Source organism: Aliikangiella aequoris (genome assembly GCF_053709105.1).
In genome coordinates this window covers 738,846-757,485 of the sequence record NZ_CM132298.1, presented here as the reverse complement: position 1 = coordinate 757,485, position 18,640 = coordinate 738,846, and the positions used below count along the sequence as shown (strand labels likewise).

General features: G+C 41.0%; 16 protein-coding genes. 7 read left to right on the top strand and 9 right to left on the bottom strand.

The genetic code is table 11. From position 1 onward, the window contains the following. Positions 1-18 precede the first annotated feature (18 nt). Genes ACUR5C_RS03360 through ACUR5C_RS03350 form a run of 3 tightly spaced genes read left to right on the top strand, consistent with a single transcriptional unit; the run spans position 19 to position 2,311 of the window. Positions 19-732, top strand: a complete 714-nt coding sequence (locus tag ACUR5C_RS03360) for a UPF0149 family protein (protein WP_454466939.1) — start codon at positions 19-21, stop codon at positions 730-732. Between the two features lie 43 nt (positions 733-775). Beyond that, positions 776-1,210, top strand: coding sequence for a hypothetical protein (locus tag ACUR5C_RS03355; RefSeq protein WP_454466938.1), 435 nt, complete (start codon positions 776-778; stop codon positions 1,208-1,210). Positions 1,211-1,240: 30 nt separating this feature from the next. After that, positions 1,241-2,311 (top strand): phosphotransferase enzyme family protein, encoded by a 1,071-nt coding sequence (locus tag ACUR5C_RS03350; protein WP_454466937.1) that lies wholly within the window; start codon positions 1,241-1,243, stop codon positions 2,309-2,311. A gap of 16 nt (positions 2,312-2,327) precedes the next feature. Here the strand turns inward: ACUR5C_RS03350 and ruvB are convergent, their stop codons facing one another. After that, a complete protein-coding gene (ruvB, locus tag ACUR5C_RS03345; protein ID WP_454466936.1) occupies positions 2,328-3,338 on the bottom strand; it encodes a Holliday junction branch migration DNA helicase RuvB in 1,011 nt (336 codons plus the stop codon). Positions 3,339-3,511: 173 nt separating this feature from the next. Here ruvB and ACUR5C_RS03340 point away from each other — a divergent pair, with 173 nt between their 5' ends. The 3 genes from ACUR5C_RS03340 to ACUR5C_RS03330 all read left to right on the top strand — a co-directional run bounded on the left by ACUR5C_RS03340 (position 3,512) and on the right by ACUR5C_RS03330 (position 6,037). Then, the gene (locus tag ACUR5C_RS03340; RefSeq protein WP_454466935.1) at positions 3,512-4,630 is read left to right on the top strand and encodes an S-(hydroxymethyl)glutathione dehydrogenase/class III alcohol dehydrogenase; all 1,119 of its coding nucleotides are present in this window, start codon (positions 3,512-3,514) and stop codon (positions 4,628-4,630) included. A 93-nt stretch (positions 4,631-4,723) separates the two neighbouring features. Then, a complete protein-coding gene (fghA, locus tag ACUR5C_RS03335; protein ID WP_454466934.1) occupies positions 4,724-5,572 on the top strand; it encodes an S-formylglutathione hydrolase in 849 nt (282 codons plus the stop codon). An 81-nt stretch (positions 5,573-5,653) separates the two neighbouring features. Then, a complete protein-coding gene (locus ACUR5C_RS03330) occupies positions 5,654-6,037 on the top strand; it encodes a hypothetical protein (RefSeq protein ID WP_454466933.1) in 384 nt (127 codons plus the stop codon). Here ACUR5C_RS03330 and ACUR5C_RS03325 read toward each other — a convergent pair whose 3' ends face one another. The 8 genes from ACUR5C_RS03325 to rnr all read right to left on the bottom strand — a co-directional run bounded on the left by ACUR5C_RS03325 (position 6,038) and on the right by rnr (position 16,428). After that, complete coding sequence (locus tag ACUR5C_RS03325) at positions 6,038-8,269, bottom strand: TonB-dependent receptor plug domain-containing protein (protein WP_454466932.1); 2,232 nt, start codon at positions 8,267-8,269, stop codon at positions 6,038-6,040. A gap of 201 nt (positions 8,270-8,470) precedes the next feature. Beyond that, positions 8,471-9,085, bottom strand: coding sequence for a Holliday junction branch migration protein RuvA (gene ruvA, locus ACUR5C_RS03320; RefSeq protein WP_454466931.1), 615 nt, complete (start codon positions 9,083-9,085; stop codon positions 8,471-8,473). Positions 9,086-9,136: 51 nt separating this feature from the next. Continuing rightward, entirely contained in the window at positions 9,137-9,655 is a 519-nt protein-coding gene (gene ruvC, locus ACUR5C_RS03315; RefSeq protein WP_454466930.1) for a crossover junction endodeoxyribonuclease RuvC, read from the bottom strand. Positions 9,656-9,783: 128 nt separating this feature from the next. Next, on the bottom strand, positions 9,784-10,524 hold the full coding sequence (locus tag ACUR5C_RS03310) for a YebC/PmpR family DNA-binding transcriptional regulator (protein ID WP_454466929.1): 741 nt from the start codon (positions 10,522-10,524) through the stop codon (positions 9,784-9,786). 81 nt (positions 10,525-10,605) lie between these two features. Continuing rightward, complete coding sequence (aspS, locus tag ACUR5C_RS03305; protein ID WP_454466928.1) at positions 10,606-12,369, bottom strand: aspartate--tRNA ligase; 1,764 nt, start codon at positions 12,367-12,369, stop codon at positions 10,606-10,608. A gap of 139 nt (positions 12,370-12,508) precedes the next feature. Further along, positions 12,509-13,123 carry a DUF1287 domain-containing protein gene (locus ACUR5C_RS03300; RefSeq protein WP_454466927.1) on the bottom strand — a complete coding sequence of 205 codons (615 nt, stop codon included), beginning with the start codon at positions 13,121-13,123 and terminating at the stop codon, positions 12,509-12,511. Between the two features lie 74 nt (positions 13,124-13,197). Next, complete coding sequence (gene rlmB / locus ACUR5C_RS03295) at positions 13,198-13,935, bottom strand: 23S rRNA (guanosine(2251)-2'-O)-methyltransferase RlmB (protein WP_454466926.1); 738 nt, start codon at positions 13,933-13,935, stop codon at positions 13,198-13,200. Positions 13,936-13,962: 27 nt separating this feature from the next. Then, positions 13,963-16,428, bottom strand: coding sequence for a ribonuclease R (gene rnr / locus ACUR5C_RS03290; RefSeq protein ID WP_454466925.1), 2,466 nt, complete (start codon positions 16,426-16,428; stop codon positions 13,963-13,965). 313 nt (positions 16,429-16,741) lie between these two features. Between rnr and ACUR5C_RS03285 the strand changes: the two genes are divergently transcribed. Further along, positions 16,742-18,484, top strand: a complete 1,743-nt coding sequence (locus ACUR5C_RS03285; RefSeq protein WP_454466924.1) for a sensor domain-containing diguanylate cyclase — start codon at positions 16,742-16,744, stop codon at positions 18,482-18,484. The last annotated feature ends 156 nt before the right edge of the window (positions 18,485-18,640 follow it).

Genomic DNA, 18,640 nt, shown 5'->3' with positions numbered 1-18,640 from the left:
TACTGTCTGAGAGAATATATGCCAAGTTTTGACTTAAAAAAGTTAGAGTCCTGCTTTAAGCAACCGACAATTTCAAACACATTTATTGGGCTACACCAAGCTTTAGGTTTACTTACCGCTGTGGCGTCTAGCCCAGAAATCATAAAGCCTTCAGAATGGATGGAGCAACTCAAAGCGAGCCCCGAAACGCCCTTAGAATTCCAAGACGAGCAACAAGCTAAAACATTTTCTATTAACTTAATGGCTTGGTGGAATTATTGTGTCACCTTATTTGATCAAGGCCAACAAATTGAGCTACCACAAAAAATGGGCGTAACACCGACTGGAGCAGCAAATAAAGCACTAAAAGATTTCGCAAAAGGTTACTTGCAGGGCTACAACTGGTTGTCTAAAGTATGGGATAGTAAACTGCCCGATCCAAATACTGATGAAGCGCGCAGTCTTTCCGTACTTAATATGATATTAGCGCGCTTTATCAATGAAAAAGGGATTGCAAAAGCACAACCCGAATTATTAGCGCAACTACCAGACAATGCAGGCTGTTTAAAGGTTTTACCAAATCTTCTTTCAGCTGTGGGTATGCTAGGTAAAGACTTATCGGCCGAAGAAGAACAGCCGCAACAAGCGTCAATTTCTAACAAAACTTATATTAAGACAGAAAAAACGCCTGGTAGAAACGATCTTTGCCCTTGCGGTAGCGGCAAAAAATTTAAAAAGTGTTGTCTTCATTAAAATAAAAAAGTGTTGTCTTCATTAATAAATAGAAGGAAATAAAATGAAATATTTTACAATCGTCACTTTGCTATTATTAGCCAGCGGTATTAGTGGCTGCCAAAGTGAGCTTGAAAATGCGAACCGAGCAGAAACAGAGCAAGTTACACAAACTAAATCGAAAGAAATAAGAGTATCTAAAGACACTCTAAAAATAATTTCAAAGGAAAAAAATAAAATGCCTAAAATAGAAAGTTATAGCGGCACTATCCAATTCTACGATTTAGAAGGTGGATTTTACGGAATTACAACTAAAAGTGGTAAGCGACTGTTACCTTTAAACCTTGCAAAAGAGTTTCAACAAGATGGTGCAGAAATCGCATTTAGTGGCATTTCGCAAACCGATACCATGACGATACAACAATGGGGAACGCCTTTTGAAATTGATAGTATTACCATTATAAGCGAAGGTCGAGCCCAAAATAACCTAGAGCGATAGTCGCTACTTAAAGTTTATTCGCATTTATCAATGAAATCTATTTGGCCTAGGCTTGCAAAAGCCTACTCTATTCAGCAGCCTGCTAGTCAATTGCAAGCAATCGCTAGTGGGCATATAAATGACACTTACTCCCTGCGCGATAACCAACAGCAATGGATAGTTCAACGTATTAATCATCAAATTTTTGTAGAGCCGCGCAAGGTGCAGCAAAACTTTGATCGAGTGTCTAATTTTTTACAATCACATGGCTATCCACTCACCCGCTTAGTCGCAAAAGCCAATCGACAAGGCAAAACTCTAACCCAAGTTGATCAACAGTATTGGCGCTTAATAAACAGGGTAGAAAATAGCTATACTGTTGAGCGAGTTAGCAACAATGAACAAGCATACCAAGGAGCCTATGCAGTTGGTTTATTTGATGTGGCATTAATTGATATGCCGTTACAGCAAATACATTGCGTAATCCCTAACTTTTTTGACCTAAACTTTAGATTAAAGCTGTTATCGCAAGCGATAGCACTTAATAAAGCAGGTAGGCTAAATGAAGTTAAAAACTTATTAGCCTTTGTTGAACAGCATCAATATCTTGCTGATTGGCTGGCTCCCTTAACCTCGGCCAACAAAGTTTTTCCGCGAGTTGTTCACAACGACACCAAAATCAGTAATATTCTTTTTTGTAGTACAACTCATAAAGCTAAGTCAGTGATAGATTGGGATACCATAATGCACGGCTATTGGGTTTTCGACTATGCCGATATGGCGAGAAGCTTTACACAAACCGATGTGCCCAAGGAGCAGTTGAATAATAAAAGCGAGTTACCTGGTATAGAATTTGAGCGCTTACAGGCTTTAACCGAGGGATTTTTAAGCGCAACAGATGCGCATATAACAGCTACTGAAAAGCAACACTTATTAGTTGCAACACAAACCATTAGCTTAATGCTTGGCGTACGCTTTTTAACTGACTATCTTAATGGCGATGAGTATTTTAAAACCCAATTTCGCCAGCACAATTTACAACGCGCCAACACTCAATTTAACATTGTTAAAGAATTTAAACTGAACTCAAAAAATTGGAACGCACGCCTTGGTTTAAACTAGGCAGAAAATTCGATTACTATTTACTTTGGTTAGGTTTAAATCCAAAGTACTGATAAGCCAGTTCCGTAGCTACTCGTCCACGGGGAGTTCGGTGAATAAAACCTTGCTGAATTAAAAAAGGCTCAAGAACATCATCGATAGTATCTCTTTCTTCCCCAATAGCGGCCGCCAAAGAGTCAATACCTACGGGCCCACCATCAAATTTCTCAATGATTGCTAGAATCAACTTTCGGTCCATATTATCAAACCCTTGATGATCAACATCTAAAAGGTTTAATGCTAAGTCTGAAATTTCAGCATTGACCTGACCGTCAGACTTTACTTCAGCGTAGTCTCTTACTCGGCGTAGCAGTCGGTTAGCGATTCTTGGTGTACCACGTGAGCGACGCGCTATTTCTTTAGCGCCCTCGAAATCGATAGGTAGCCCCACAATTTTAGCCGAACGAGCCACAATAGAAGTCAGATCTTCAATATTATAAAACTCTAAACGCTGTACTATGCCAAAACGATCTCTTAGCGGTGATGTTAAAAGCCCGGCTCTAGTGGTAGCACCAACTAAAGTAAAGGGCGGTAAATCAAGCTTAATCGAGCGAGCCGCCGGACCTTCACCAATCATAATATCTAATTGGTAGTCTTCCATGGCGGGATAAAGAATTTCCTCAACCATCGGACTTAAGCGATGAATTTCGTCGATAAACAGTACATCATTTTCTTCTAAATTAGTTAATAAAGCAGCCAAGTCGCCGGCTTTTTCTAGTACAGGACCAGAAGTGTGCCTAATGTTAACCTGCATTTCGTTGGCAATAATATTCGCTAATGTTGTTTTTCCCAAACCAGGAGGGCCAAATATAAGCGTATGGTCGAGAGCATCTTGGCGTTTTAGGGCCGCTTGAAATGCAATGTCCATTTGTGCTTTGACTTTAGGCTGGCCAACATAATCAGCGAGCATTTTAGGGCGAATCGCACGGTCAACCTGCTCTTCGGCTCCTTGGTTGGTTGCACTTATAATTCTGTCTGTTTCAATCATGGCTTGATAAACTGCTCACTCAATGCTTGATGTGCTTATTTGAGTAGTATTCTAACGAGTTTTTCACCGTTTTGGAAACCACTAATTTGCAATCCTTAATAGCTACGCGCAAAATGGGGCAAATTACTGTACTTAATATAAAAAATACAACTCATTTAAACTCGAGGGAAGTTATGCAAACTAAAGCTGCTGTTGCATTTAAAGCTGGTGCGCCTTTATCAATAGAAACTGTTTCTTTAGACGGCCCGAAAGCTGGAGAATGTTTAATTGAAGTGAAAGCAACCGGCATTTGTCACACAGATGAGTTCACCCTTTCAGGCGCAGATCCAGAAGGCCTATTTCCTGCCATTTTAGGTCATGAAGGAGCCGGAATTGTGCGCGAAGTTGGCGCGGGGGTCACCAGCTTAAAGCCAGGCGACCATGTTATCCCTTTATACACGCCAGAGTGTCGCCAATGCGAATATTGCCTATCAGGCAAAACCAATTTATGCCAAGCAATTAGAGAAACCCAAGGAAAAGGCTTAATGCCAGATGGGACTTCACGCTTTAGTTTAAATGGCGAAAAAATTCATCATTATATGGGTACCTCAACATTTTCGAACTTTACCGTAGTACCAGAAATTGCCCTGGCTAAAATTAGATCAGACGCACCTTTTGATAAAGTCTGTTATATCGGTTGTGGTGTGACTACTGGCATTGGTGCGGTTATCAATACTGCTAAAGTTAAGCCTGGGGACAACGTTATAGTATTTGGGTTAGGTGGAATTGGCCTAAACGTTATTCAAGGCGCACGTATGGTAGGCGCCAATATGATAATTGGTGTCGATACTAATCCGGCTAAACAATCCATGGCAGAGAAGTTTGGAATGACTCACTTTGTTAATCCAAAAGAAGTTGAAGGCGAACTTGTACCTTATTTAGTTGATCTTACTCAAGGCGGCGCCGATCACTCTTTTGAATGCATTGGCAATGTCGATGTCATGCGCGACGCACTGGAGTGTTGTCACAAGGGCTGGGGAGAAAGTACTATTATTGGGGTCGCTGGTGCGGGTCAAGAAATATCGACTCGTCCGTTTCAATTGGTTACCGGCAGAGTATGGCGAGGCAGCGCCTTTGGAGGAGCTAAAGGTCGTACCGATGTTCCTAAAATAGTCGACTGGTATATGCAAGGCAAAATTAATATCGATGATCTGATTACGCACACTATGCCATTAAGCGAAATTAATACCGCTTTTGATTTAATGCACAGTGGTGAAAGTATTCGTAGTGTTGTTTTATTTGACGAAACTTAACCCGCTTCGCCAATTAAGCAGCAATAAAAAATGATAAAACATCAACTTTGTTATTAACTATATAACCAGCTATCGCCAACACTAAGTAAATATATGACAATTCAAACTGTTTCAATTCAAAAATCTTTTGGTGGCCAGCAAGGCGTTTATAAGCACCACTCTAAAAACTTAAACTGCGAAATGAGTTTTAGTGTTTATTTACCAGAAAAAGCACTTTCCCACCCCTGCCCTAGTTTATATTATTTAAGTGGTTTAACTTGTAATCATGAAAATGTGACCACCAAAGGTGGCTTTCAACAGTATGCAAACAAACACAATCTTATTGTCGTTTGCCCAGACACTAGCCCGCGAGAGTCGGACCACCCAAATGAGCATGATAGTTACGACTTTGGCAGTGGAGCCGGGTTTTATATTAACGCAACCCAATCACCTTGGTCACAAAATTACTTAATGTATGATTATATTACTCAAGAGCTTCCTGAGTTAATTGACCGCCACTTTAATACGCAGGCGGATAAAAAAGGAATTACTGGCCATTCAATGGGGGGGCACGGCGCGTTAACTATTGGATTAAGAAATAGTCAGCTGTTTTCGTCAATTTCCGCCTTCGCTCCAATCGTAGCGCCTAGTCAATGTCCTTGGGGAATAAAAGCGTTCAGTCATTATTTAGGTGAAGACAAAGACGCTTGGAAAAAATACGATGCGGTTGAATTAATCCAGCAAGGAGCGCATTGCGCTAACACTATTTTAATCGACCAAGGTGACGCCGACAACTTTCTAGAGGAACAACTAAAGACTCATCTTTTTAAAGCCGCTTGCCTTAAAAACAAACAGGCCGTTAACATCAGAATGCAGTCTGGATATGATCACAGCTACTATTTTATTAGCAGCTTTATGAATGATCACATTAAGCATCACGCAGCTATTTTACACCAGCGTTAATTTTAAGCTGGCATTAAAAGATAAGCTCATGCTGATTACACAAAGCAAGATAGCAATTATTTATTACACTGAGAAAATAAAATGAAACTTTATTGGGTAGAAACAATTGATCACGGAGAAGATTGGTTTATAGCAGCCAATGATCAAACTCACGCGATAACAATATTTTCTGAAGAACTAGGGTTTGATATTGAGGCAGACAAGGTAACCGCTGAATTCATCTGCAATTTTCCCGCTAGTCCCAAAAATTTAGAGCCCGGTTTTTGCGACAATGACGACCTAATACAATGTGGAGGAGAGTTTATTGACTTCCACGACCAAGATTTATTGGCTCACGTTACGCCAGAATTTTTACACCAAGTCGCGGGAGAAACTCGAATAGTTCGTTTCGGAAAAAGAGTTTTTATGGAAGGTAATATTCTAAGAGTCGCTCTCCAAATAGAAGGTAAACTTAGTCAGTCGTAATTAAAATTGAGTTGAAAATCCAATACTGAACTCTCTTCCTGGTTGAGCTAGCTTAGAGCTAAAAAACCCTTTGCTCCCCATCCAGTTATTATTAATATCAAACTCGCCGGGGTCCTCTCCCGCATCTGCATTGTTAATGCCTGGATGAAAGTAAGGCTGATTAAATAAATTAGTAATCGCAAAATTAAGATCGATATTGTCAATTGCATTTTGCCAAAGTAAGTTAATATCACTGACTTGATAGGCTGGTATTTCTTCAATAGGATTTAACGCCGAAGTATAGCGCTTAGAAATAAAACGAGCACGGTAGTTTAGGTTTATATCATCTTGAAGCTTCCAATCAACACCGACTTTTAATTTGTGTTTTGCTATGTCGCCTGTTGGCCCCTTATTACTATTTTGTTGGAAGCTTTGCTCTATGTCATTGGCGCGCATAATGGGTTTAACATCAAAAACATGTGAGTAGTTTGCCCAAACCATTAGTTGCTGCTGCTCTAATTGTAGCGATTTTGAAAAAATCATATCAATACTTTGCGTTACTCGCTTACCCTGTTCATTTCCAGCCCCGCCCGCAAAAGCGCTAATAGTTTGTTCTGTTACCACATTAGTAAAAGCGAATGTGGCTCTCGCACTTTCACTTAAATAATTCCAGCTGGCCTCAATGGTCTGCGATTTTTCAGGATTAAGGTTAGGATCACTGCCAATACCATTCCACCCTCCAAAAAGTAGCCTAGCCGAAGGTTCCTGAAAAGCTTGTCCCCAGGTTAACTTATAAGCATAAGGGGCATCATTGACGACATAGCCAGCATTAAAAAGGGGCCGTGATCCAAAATAAGAATGATTTTCAAACCGCCCCCCTAGATTAAGCGTTGCACTTTCACCTAAACCAAACACGGCTTTAGTTTGTTTTTGAACTAGTAAATAAGCACTCGATTCATTCGTCTTACGCCTGTTATTGGGAATACTGCTCGTTTGGGGTGGTACTGGCATGTCATATGACTGCCAATTGATTAAATCACTTGGCGCGACAAAAGGGTTCTCTCCCCGAGTAACATCGTAAGCTTTTTGTAAATCTTTTCTTTCAAACTTAACGCCAAAAGACGCAGTCCAGCGTTCACTGTTATACTCAAAATCTTGCGAATAACCTAACGAGCGATTAATACTTCGCCAATTAGATACATCAATCAGTCGACCACCAGGCACTCCTGCAAACTCAAAACCTTCTAAGAAAAAAGAGTCGTTGTCTATATCTGTACGCCGATATCTTAGTTGTGAAGTGGTTGACAGGTCATTATTAATGACAAAATAGTGCTTTAACGCGATGCTTTGCTCTGGGCGGATCCAGTGAGCATCTTTTTGTGCCTTATCTGTCGCATATACATAGCCATACCCCGAATCAACTTCAAATGACTGCAGCCTCAATTGGGTATTCTTAAATCCAACTTTGAGATCAATAAAGCGATTGTCATGTGCCGAATTGTTATTTCCCGCAATTCCAGAGCCATTAACAAAGTCTCCCCACAAGCGCTCATCTTGCAAATAGCGTGACTTTGTATATTCATAGCGTTCAGAGAAAGTTGTGTCGAGGTTGCCTTTGTCTAAGCGTACTGCGGCATTAAACACCCAATCATCGACAGAATATTGATGACTTAAATCAACTAGTTGGCGGTTGTTACTGCCTAATGTAGCAGTACCTCTAAAACCATCAGCGCCCTTTTTACCGCTTCGCGTGATTACATTTATAGCGCCTAAAAATGCATTATCACCATAAGCCACAGCGGTAGGGCCAAAAATAAGTTCAATTCGCTCAATGTTCGCAAGCGACAAAGTTGACATAACCTGAATAGAATCAAAAAATAAATGATTTAATACGTCACCATCTAGCATTAATAGCGTTGTACCACCGGTTTGGTTTACACCACGCAAATAACTTGTAAACCAAGTATCTCCGCGCGGATTAATCATATCTACACCCGGTAAATCATAGAAAACTTCACTCAGTTCACGGTATCCACGCTTTAGGATTTCTTCTTGGGTAATTACCACTGCCGTGGCGGGAGTTTCCAGTAAGCTATTTTCTATTCTTGCAGCAGTTTTAATCTTTATTTTTAACAACTGAGCCAAATTAAATTCGCCCAATGGCGCACTAGACTGCGCATAACTGGGCGAGCTGCTCATAAAGCTGGCTAAAATAATGGCTGCGGCCAAGCTGTTTTTTCTAGCAAATTGCATTCAAATAAAAGCCAACGAAATTTAAAATTAATTAAATTATAGACTATTCACGGAGTTTAGGTTTTCAAATATAGATTATGGAGATATAAAAAAGAAGAATACTCGTTTTTTAGATTCGCCAATGACCTTCAGGACAATCCTAAAAGAAAACTAGATAGGCTAAAGGCATGACTCAATCACCTTTAAAATCAGTAGGCTAGCTTACATCATACCCTTTAGCGCTAAGCGAATTAAAGTGGCAGCAGGAAGTGAGTCATCGTCTAGCTTGCTGATTGCTTTACTCGCGTCAACAGGCTTATAACCTAAAGCAACAAGGCCGCTAACCGCTTCACTCACATTAGCACCGCCACCGATACTAGCAGGCCCTTGTTTTATTGTATTCTCGTTGCCAGAATTAGTCAGGTCAACTTGCCAATCTTTTAAGCGATCTTTCATTTCTATAATTAGGCGCTCGGCGGTTTTTTTACCCACTCCGGGAATTTTCACTAAAATGCTCGCTTCACCATGATGAACATGTTGGACAAATTCGTTCGCACTCATTGCTGACAAAATAGCTAAAGCTAACTTTGGCCCTACCCCATTAACTTTAATTAACTCTCTAAATAGCCGGCGTTCTTCCAGACTATAAAATGCATACAGTGTGTGCGCATTTTCACTGACTGATAAGTGAGTGTGCAAAACAACGGCTTGAGCGACTTCCGGCAAGTTATAAATGGTATTCATGGGTGCTTGGCACTCATAGCCAACGCCATTAACGTCTATTAATATAAATGGCGGTTGCTTTTCTAAAATCGTACCGCTTAATCGACCTATCATATCAATTATTTCTCTTGTTTTTCGAAGCAGTTAAAAACTGCCAGCTTCTGATTATCTGAGCCTACCGCGAACAGTTCGTTTGGCGCCCGCTTGATATAGCGCACTTTGCATCGCATGCCCATGGCAAATAGCCACAGCTAAACCGTCAGCCGCATCAGCCTGAGGGGATTTATTTAAGCCCAATAAGCTAGTAACCATATGTTGAACCTGAGATTTATCGGCACTTCCGGTTCCAACGACTGATTGTTTGATTTGCCTAGCGGAATATTCTGCTACCACCAAAGCATGTTGTGCCATAGCGACTATTGCAGCGCCGCGAGCCTGCCCCAGTTTAAGTGCAGAATCAGCATTTTTAGCCATAAACACTTGCTCTATAGCTGCCTCATTAGGCTTATACTCTTGTACCACTTCTGCAATGCAGTCAAAAATTTGATTGAGCTTATCAGACAACACGCCATCTTTTACTCGAATACAGCCACTTGCCACATAGTCAATTTTTCTTGAATGCATCGCAATCACACCAAAACCGGTGATGCGAGAACCAGGATCTATACCAAGAATAATAGACATGCAGACATCTTCTAAGTGATTACATTTTTGTTACTTTATTTAAGTACTGAATATAACATAGGCGCGCGTGGTGCGACACAGTGAAAAATAAGCACCACATAAAGCCGGTTGACAATATGAAAACTCTCTTATAATTGCTCGTAAGCTTCCGAAGGAATATCTGCGTTGCTATACACATTTTGAGTATCATCTAGGTCATCGAGTCGTTCAATCAGCTTGAGCACTTTCACTGCGGTGTCTATGTCTAATTCCGCCTGAGTAGCAGGTATCATAGCGATTTCTGCATCTTCTTCTTTTAGTCCTTGTTCTCTCAAAGCCTCTTTGACTGCCTGAAAATCTTCTGGCGTCGTGCTAACTTCAAACGAGTCTTGGTGATCAATAATATCTTCTGCTCCCGCTTCAAGCGCGGCTTCCATTAAACGATCTTCATCAACATTCGCGTCATAAATTAATTGGCCTTTACGCTCAAATAAGTATGCAACCGAACCCGATGTGCCTAACTCACTACCCGCCTTAGAAAAGGCATGACGCACCTCGGCGACAGTACGGTTTTTGTTATCGGTTAAACACTCAACCAATATTGCAACACCACCCGGCCCATAACCTTCATAAGTAAGGTTTTCGTAATTATCCCCTTCGGCATTTCCCGCGCCACGCGCGATGGCTTTTTCAATAGTATCTCGCTTCATGTTTGCGCCAAGCGCTTTATCGATAACTGAGCGTAAAGTGGGGTTGTCTTCAGGGTTTGGGCCGCCCTGTTTGGCTGCCACTACGATCTCTCGAATTATTTTAGTAAATATTTTACCGCGCTTAGCATCTTGTGCAGCTTTGCGGTGTTTAATGTTAGCCCATTTACTATGTCCTGCCATTGGTATGCTCCAACTTCTAATAATGAGTGATTGCGATTCTAGCTGTACGCCAGCGCGGCTAGCTGGCGTATTTTAAACTTGTTACTTTTTAGCGATAGACGCAATCGCCAGCTCTTCTAATTGCGCTGGCGACACTTTTGAGGGCGCCGAAGTTAATGGACAACTCGCAGTCGTTGTTTTTGGAAATGCAATAACATCTCTAATAGAGTCTGCGCCGACCATTAACATGACTAAGCGATCTAATCCAAAAGCAATCCCACCGTGCGGCGGACAACCGTACTTTAATGCCTCAAGCAAAAATCCAAATTTCTCTTCCGCTTCTTGTGCTTCAATACCTAAAATATCAAAAACAGCAGCTTGAATATCTTGGTTATGAATACGTACCGAGCCACCGCCCACTTCGCAACCATTTAAAACCATGTCATAAGCGCGCGATAAGGTTGCCGTAGGTGCCGCTTTTAATTTTTCTGCGTCATTTTCTTTTGGTGCTGTAAAGGGGTGATGCAATGCATGCATTTGCCCTTTATCTTCTTCAAACATGGGGAAATCAACCACCCAAAGCGGCTTCCAAACATTTTCAACTAAGCCGCGATCTGCTGCAACTTTTAGCCTTAAGGCGCCTAATGCATCAGTAACAACTTTGTTGGAGTCTGCCCCAAATAACAAAATATCACCTGCTTTTGCATCAGCTCTTGTGATTATTTGATTAACAATTTCGTCATTTAAAAACTTAGCTATTGGAGATTGAACTCCTTCAATACCAGCCCCGACTTGATTAACTTTTATCCACGCCAAACCTTTGGCGCCATAGCGGCCCGCGTATTCTGCATACTGGTCAATATTTTTTCGACTTAACTCTGCACCGCCAGGAACACAGATCAGAGCTACCCGCCCTTGTGAATCGTTAGCTGGGCCAGAAAACACTTTAAATTCAACATCTTTTAATAGATCGGCAACATCAACCAGCTCAATACTGACTCTTAAATCTGGCTTATCACTTCCATATCGCTGCATCGCTTCGGCATAGGGCATTCGAGGAAATTCGCCTAAATCGACGCCAAGGCAATCGACGAAAAGCTGCTTAATCATTTTTTCCATCATCTGCATAATTGATTCTTCATCCATAAACGAAGTTTCAATATCCAGCTGGGTAAATTCTGGCTGCCGGTCGGCACGTAAATCTTCATCTCTAAAGCAGCGAACAATTTGATAGTAACGATCAAAGCCACTCATCATTAATAGTTGCTTAAACAGTTGTGGAGACTGTGGCAAGGCGAAAAACGAACCTTTATTAGTGCGGCTAGGCACTAAATAGTCGCGTGCACCTTCTGGCGTCGCTTTAGTTAGAATAGGCGTTTCGATATCAACAAAACTTTCCGCCTCCATAAAGTCTCTTAGTTTTTTAACCACTTTATTTCTAAATAAAAGCTTTTGCTGCATTTCTGGGCGTCGCAAATCTAGATAACGATACTTTAATCGCAGCTCCTCAGAAACATCTTCGTGACCATCAATTAGGATTGCAGGCGGAGCGGCTTTATTTAATACTTCTATAGACGCAGCAACGACTTCTATCGTACCGGTCGACATGTCTTTATTAATCATATCTTCTGGTCGATTACGCACTACCCCTTCAATACAAATAACAAACTCACTCCGCAAGTCCTCTGCCTGCGCAAACAATTCCGCTTGGTCTGGCTCTATTACAACTTGCATAATGCCGCTGCGATCACGTAGCTGGAGAAAAATTAAGCCGCCTAAGTCACGGCGTCGATGAACCCATCCAGCAATTTTTACGGTTTCTCCAGCAGAGACTTGGAGCAAATCTTCACAATAATGGCTGCGCATAATATTACCTTAAATTAAAGCTAACGGCGGGACACATGAGCCCGCGGAAAACCGCGTATATTACTGGATACAAGGCGTAAAGTCGATGCTTAAGCCTGAAACTTAGAGGCGAAAATGAAGTGAATTGTTCCGCTTTGGGTTATTCGGCTTGAAGTGGCCTGATAGATTCGGGTAAATAACGGTAGTGGCCAACAATTTTAGCGCCAAACAAAAAATCTTCTTGCTTAGGCCCCCACCCAATATTGTGGATAATTAACGGTCGTTTTCCGTCGGAACTACGCTTTTGGCCAACAATGCCAATATGCGGCAAGTTATTAGCTAGCCGCCAACTGACTATATCTCCTGGTAGATAGTCTGTCGCATTCTGGGTAATTGGTAAAGCTTGACCATGGCGCTGAAAAAACACTTCTAAATTGGGCACTCGACGATGGTCGATATTAGTGTCTGGCTTTTTTAAGCCCCAAATATTAGGGTACAAAGCAAAGTTTTGTTTCATATCTTGGTGAACTAATTGCTGAAGGTCTATTCCTAACGCGCGATAGCTTCTAATTAACACATCGGTACAAACCCCAAAACGCTTTGGTACATCGCCGCCAGGATAGTCTATCTTTCGATAAGCTCCGTTATAAATAACAAAATGCTCGGTGCGCTCTTCTGCAGCTTTAACCAGCAATAAGTCCTTTGAAGCAGCCTCTGCCCAAGTGCTCGCAGCGCAAACCACTATCCAAACGATAACCACAAACCATTTATCCATTTAGCTTCCTTAGCAGATAATTAAATTTTGAACGAACCAAGCAAAGCTGAAACTTAACTTTAAAACAGTAAAATTTAAGCCATGCGTTGCCTAACAATTTCAAACAAACAAACCCCAGTTGCTACAGAAACGTTTAAACTAGACACGCTACCCGCCATTGGAATTTTTATCAATTGGTCACAGTTTTCTCGGGTTAAGCGTCGCATTCCTTCACCTTCTGCTCCCATAACTAGCGCCGTAGAACCACTAAAATTTGTTTGGTAGACATGTTCAGTTGCTTCGCCTGCCGTACCTATAACCCAAACATTACGCTCTTTAAGTTGCCCCAAAAACCGCGCTAAATTAGTCACTTTAACTAACGGGACATGCTCTGCAGCCCCACAAGCCACTTTACGTGATACTGCGGTTAATGAAGCACTTCGGTCTTTAGGTACCACTACCGCATCAACTCCAGCAGCATCGGCGGTTCGCATACACGCACCTAAATTATGCGGATCGGTCACCCCATCTAACACCAGTAACAGTAAACCTTGCTTTTGTTCTGCTAGTTCAAGTAGTTGATTTTCATTTAAGCTGGCGTCTTGCAATTTAATTTCCGCAATCACCCCCTGATGATTACCACGAACCCAATCGTCCATCTTTTTCTTATCAACGTATTGCGGTTTTATACCTGCCTGCTGAGCTAACTTTTCTACATAATTTAGCTTTTTATCTTGGCGGCTTTTTTGCAAAAAAAGCTGAATGACTTTTTCTGGTGAGCGGGTCAATACACTTTCAATTGCGTGCATACCAAAAACTTTATCTTGACTCATTATTTAAACTCTTATTAATTGCTTTACTTAACGTTTTTTAGTGCTTTTACGTTTAGCTGATTTTTTGTTAACCGGTTTAGTGCTACTAGTCGCTTTCTTTTTAGGTTTAGCACCTGGCTTGGCACTCGACTTACTAGCACGACCTCGTTTAGGTTTCGCCGCTTTATCACCTTGCATTGATTTGATTTTTGCTCTGGCATAAAGTTTTTCGCGCTCACTTCTGGCGCCTTTAGCCCCTTTAATTCGTCCAGTTATACCGACGAGTGAAAAATCGATTTTACGCTGCTCTATGTCAACTTTAGCTACTTCAATTTCAAGCTTGTCGCCTATGGCAAAAGTTTGCCGAGTTCGCTCGCCAATCATTTTTTGGCGTTGATTATCATAATGAAAATAATCATTACCTAACTCAGTCACATGAATTAAACCTTCTACATAAACATCATCTAAGCGCACAAACAGACCAAAATTGGTCACACTACTCACTTCACCCGAATACTGGTTACCTACTCTGCTTTGCATATACTCGCATTTTAACCAATCCATTACATCACGCGTTGCCATATCAGCATTACGCTCAGTTTGTGAATTGGTTTGGCCAATGCTAGCTAAAGTCGATTTGTCATAACGCTTTAACACCAATTCTTTTTGCTGTTTAGATTGCAACGCCTCATCGGCAACTAATGCTTTAATTATTCTATGTACAATAAGATCAGGATAGCGCCTTATCGGCGAAGTGAAGTGAGTATAAGCGTCAAAAGCTAACCCAAAGTGACCTTCATTATCAGGCGAGTAAACGGCTTGACTCATAGAGCGCAACAACATAATTTGAATATTTTCTGCGTCGGGACGATCTTCTATTTGTGCCAATAGCTGTCTAAACACAGCCGGCTCAGGCTTTTCGCCACCACTAATAAATAAACCCAGCTCACCAAGATAAGCGCGAAAGATATCGAGTTTCTTTTCCTTTGGCCCTTGATGCACCCGATAAAGCCCCGGCACTTTATTTTTAATAAAAAACTTAGCTGCAGCAACGTTGGCGCAGATCATACATTCTTCAATTATTTTATGGGCATCATTACGAACAACGGGGACGATCTTATCAATCTTACGATTATCATCAAAAATTATCCGTGTCTCTGTCGTTTCAAAGTCGATAGCACCTCTTTGCGCTTTGTAGGCAATTCGTGACTTATACAGCTTATGCAAGTCATGTATCGGTCCAATGAGCTCTTTAAACTCAGTACAAAGCTCTTCGTCGCCCTGAAGTATTGCCCAAACTTTGGTATAAGTCATACGTGCTTTTGAATGCATTACCGCTGGGTAGAACTTACTTCTAGTCACTTGCCCTTTTGCACTGATGTTCATTTCGCAAACCATACATAAGCGGTCAACTTTTGGCTTGAGCGAGCAAAGCCCATTGGATACTTGCTCTGGCAGCATAGGTACCACAGAATTAGGAAAATAAACCGAATTACCTCGTTTAATTGCTTCCAAATCTAATGGACTATCAACATCGACATAATGACTCACATCTGCAATTGCGACCCATAATTTCCACCCCCCACTGGGTGTTTGTTTACAATACACAGCATCATCAAAGTCACGTGCGTCTTCACCGTCAATCGTAATCAGCGGCATGTCTCTTAAATCTACCCGCCCAACCAAGTCGCTTTCTTGTACTTCTAGTGGTAGCTGTTGTAGCTGGTCATGAATTTCTTCATTCCAAGTGTTCCTAATATTATACTGGGCAATAGCTATCTCTATTTCCATTCCGGGCGCTAAATAATCGCCCAAAACTTGCGCAACCGTACCAACCGCTTTAGAGCGCATTGTGGGGCGAGTGACTATGTGCACAACAACGACTTGTCCTGGCTCAACCTGCATGGGGTCATTGGGTGGTATTAAGATATCTTGCGAAATACGTGTGTCTTCTGGGGTTACAAAGCTAATTCCGTGCTCATGATAAAAACGACCAACAATTTGCAATGGCTCATCACTTTCTAAGACTTCAACTATGGCCGCTTCTTGTTTACCGTCATCGTGGTGGCTTTTCCGACGCACCAATACTTTTTCACCGGGAAAAACTAAACGCATTTCGCGCGCAGAAACAAACCAGTCCTTACCACCACTTTCCGGTGCAAAAAAACCAAAGCCTTCTCGATGCCCAATAATTGTCCCCTTGGTTAAGTCGAGCTTATCAACCAAACCATAGGCTCCTCGCCTATCACAATGCAACTGCCCATCTCTTTCCATTGCTCGTAAACGCCTTGATAGAGCGACTTCTTCATCTACATCGAAAAGCCCCAGCATATTTTGAATAGCCTTGAACTTCAGTGGGCCGCCCGCTTTCTCTAAAAGCTCTAAAATATACTCGCGTGATGGTATTGGGTTCGCATATTTTTGAGACTCTCGATTAAAGTGAGGATCTTGAGTAAGTTCAGGTAAGGGGGGGTGGTTTTTGGTATCTTTTGACGAAGACTTTTTTTTGGTCATCTATTAAGTTTACTCTCTTATTAATTAATTATTGATTTACTTAGGTAAAGCAAAAGCCATAGACTTTGCGCTATTGTACCTCATTTCGCCTAATAAATAGACACCTCTATGCGGAATAGGCAAGAATTAACCTATACCAAGCAAAACTCGCCTATAAAGGTAACGAGTTACTCAAATTTCATTTTTAGTATCACTTTGTGGGATAATCAAGGTCTTGCAGTAAAACTAAATAGTCGCTATCAAGTTGTCTTATTTAGCCAGTGCTTGCCACATAAATATAATAAACAAATACCTAACTAGCGATAAATCATCAATGGCGCAACCTTTAACGGGCAATATAAGTTACAACCAAAGCTTAAAAGCTCATTTTTTGCTCGTTTTATTATTGCTCTTGTTTTTTTGCCACACTGCTATCGCGAAGCCTCTGTCTGCGGAAGTTACCGCAAATCCATCAGCACTAAGCCTGAATACTGGTTGGAAATTTTGTCCGTTACAGAGCTATCAACCAGATATTAATTTTAAATTACTAAAATGTCATCCAATCGCAATTCCTGGCGGCTGGGAAGCGAGCATTCCTGACTACAATGGATTTGGGGTTTTGTATACCCAGTTTAAGTTTCAAAATTTTCCCGCTAAAGCACCACTAGGGATGTATATTTCTCGCTTAAGAGATGCCGACAAAGTTTATATTAATGACACACTCATAGGCGAAACCGGCGAGTTTCCACCGCACTTTCAAAAAGCAGTGCTTCACTCACGATTATATTTTATTCCCACAGAGAGCCTTAATATCGAAGGAACTAACCAAATCAAAATATGGGTTTTTAATGACGCACGTTCTGGCGGAATTACTCAGCAGGCTCCGGTAATAGCCAATTACCAACAACTTGCGGAATCTTTTTATAAAAATAACTATCAGCTACTTTTTTTTATTACCGTGTTATTAGTATTTAGCTTGATTAATGTAATCTATTTTTGGCTACATCGCTCTTCAAAAGAGAGTCTCTACTATGCTGCATTTTTATTATTTTGGTGTATCTATCTTTTCACCTTTAGTAACCTGGCACTGCATACTAAGGTTAGTTTTAATTTATTGTTTAGAATAAACGTTGCCAGCTTTTTTGCTATTTTTATACTCTTTCCTCTCTTTATCTATAATTTTTTCGGACAGAAACAACCGCGCCTTTTAACACAGGCTTTTTATTTTATTAGTGCATTGATACCGTTATGTTTTTTGCTACCGCAGCCCGGCTTACTTTATATCCCATTGCAACTTGTTGAACTAATGGCTTTTCCAGTTTTAATCGTTATATATCAGCTACTTTATCGAGTAATAAAAGCAGAGCTTGCGTACGCTAAAACTATGTCATTGGTGCTAATTGTTTATACTTTGCTTGCAATTACAGATATTACCCTCGACCTTATTCAACCGGCTAACCATGCTTCGCTTCGCCTACATGGTCCTTGGGCATTAATTATTTTATCCACAGTACTTACCATTATTGTGACTCACAAAAACGTCATTTACTATAAAGATGCCACCGCAGACAAGTTAACGGGTGCGCTAAGAAAAAGTGAGTTTTACTTGCGCCTAGAGCAAGAGTTTTTTAGGGCTGATAGGGAGAGCAAGCAGCTAGTCGTGATTATGCTCGACCTCGATAACTTTAAACCGTTAAATGATAAGCACGGGCATATTTTTGGCGACTTAGTATTAAAACATTTAGCGCAAAGTATTCGTGCTCAATTACGCCATTTTGATTTATTCTGTCGATTTGGCGGCGACGAGTTTTGTATTGCTGCTGGATTTAACTCAACCCATGAAGTCACGGGTTTTGTTGATCGGGTCCATGCAACCATTAATCAGTTAAAAATTGAAAGTGAATCGGATTATGAAACCATTCGGGCAACGTTTGGCGTTTCGCTTCGACTACCGGGGGAAACAATAAAAAGCGAAACTCTAGTGGCACAGGCAGATAACTTATTAATTCAAGCTAAGCAACAAACTAAAGGCAGTATTTTATGGCCCACGACAGTCATGCCAGAGCCGCTTAACTAATCAATAGATTCAGATATTTTTATATCTTATTATTTTATATCAATAAAGCGAAAGTTTATTCAAGCTAGCTTTATAGTCTGCTTTTTTGACTTATCACTGAATTAACTACTTACCTAATAAACTTCTTACCTAATAAAATTCTTACTTTATAGACCT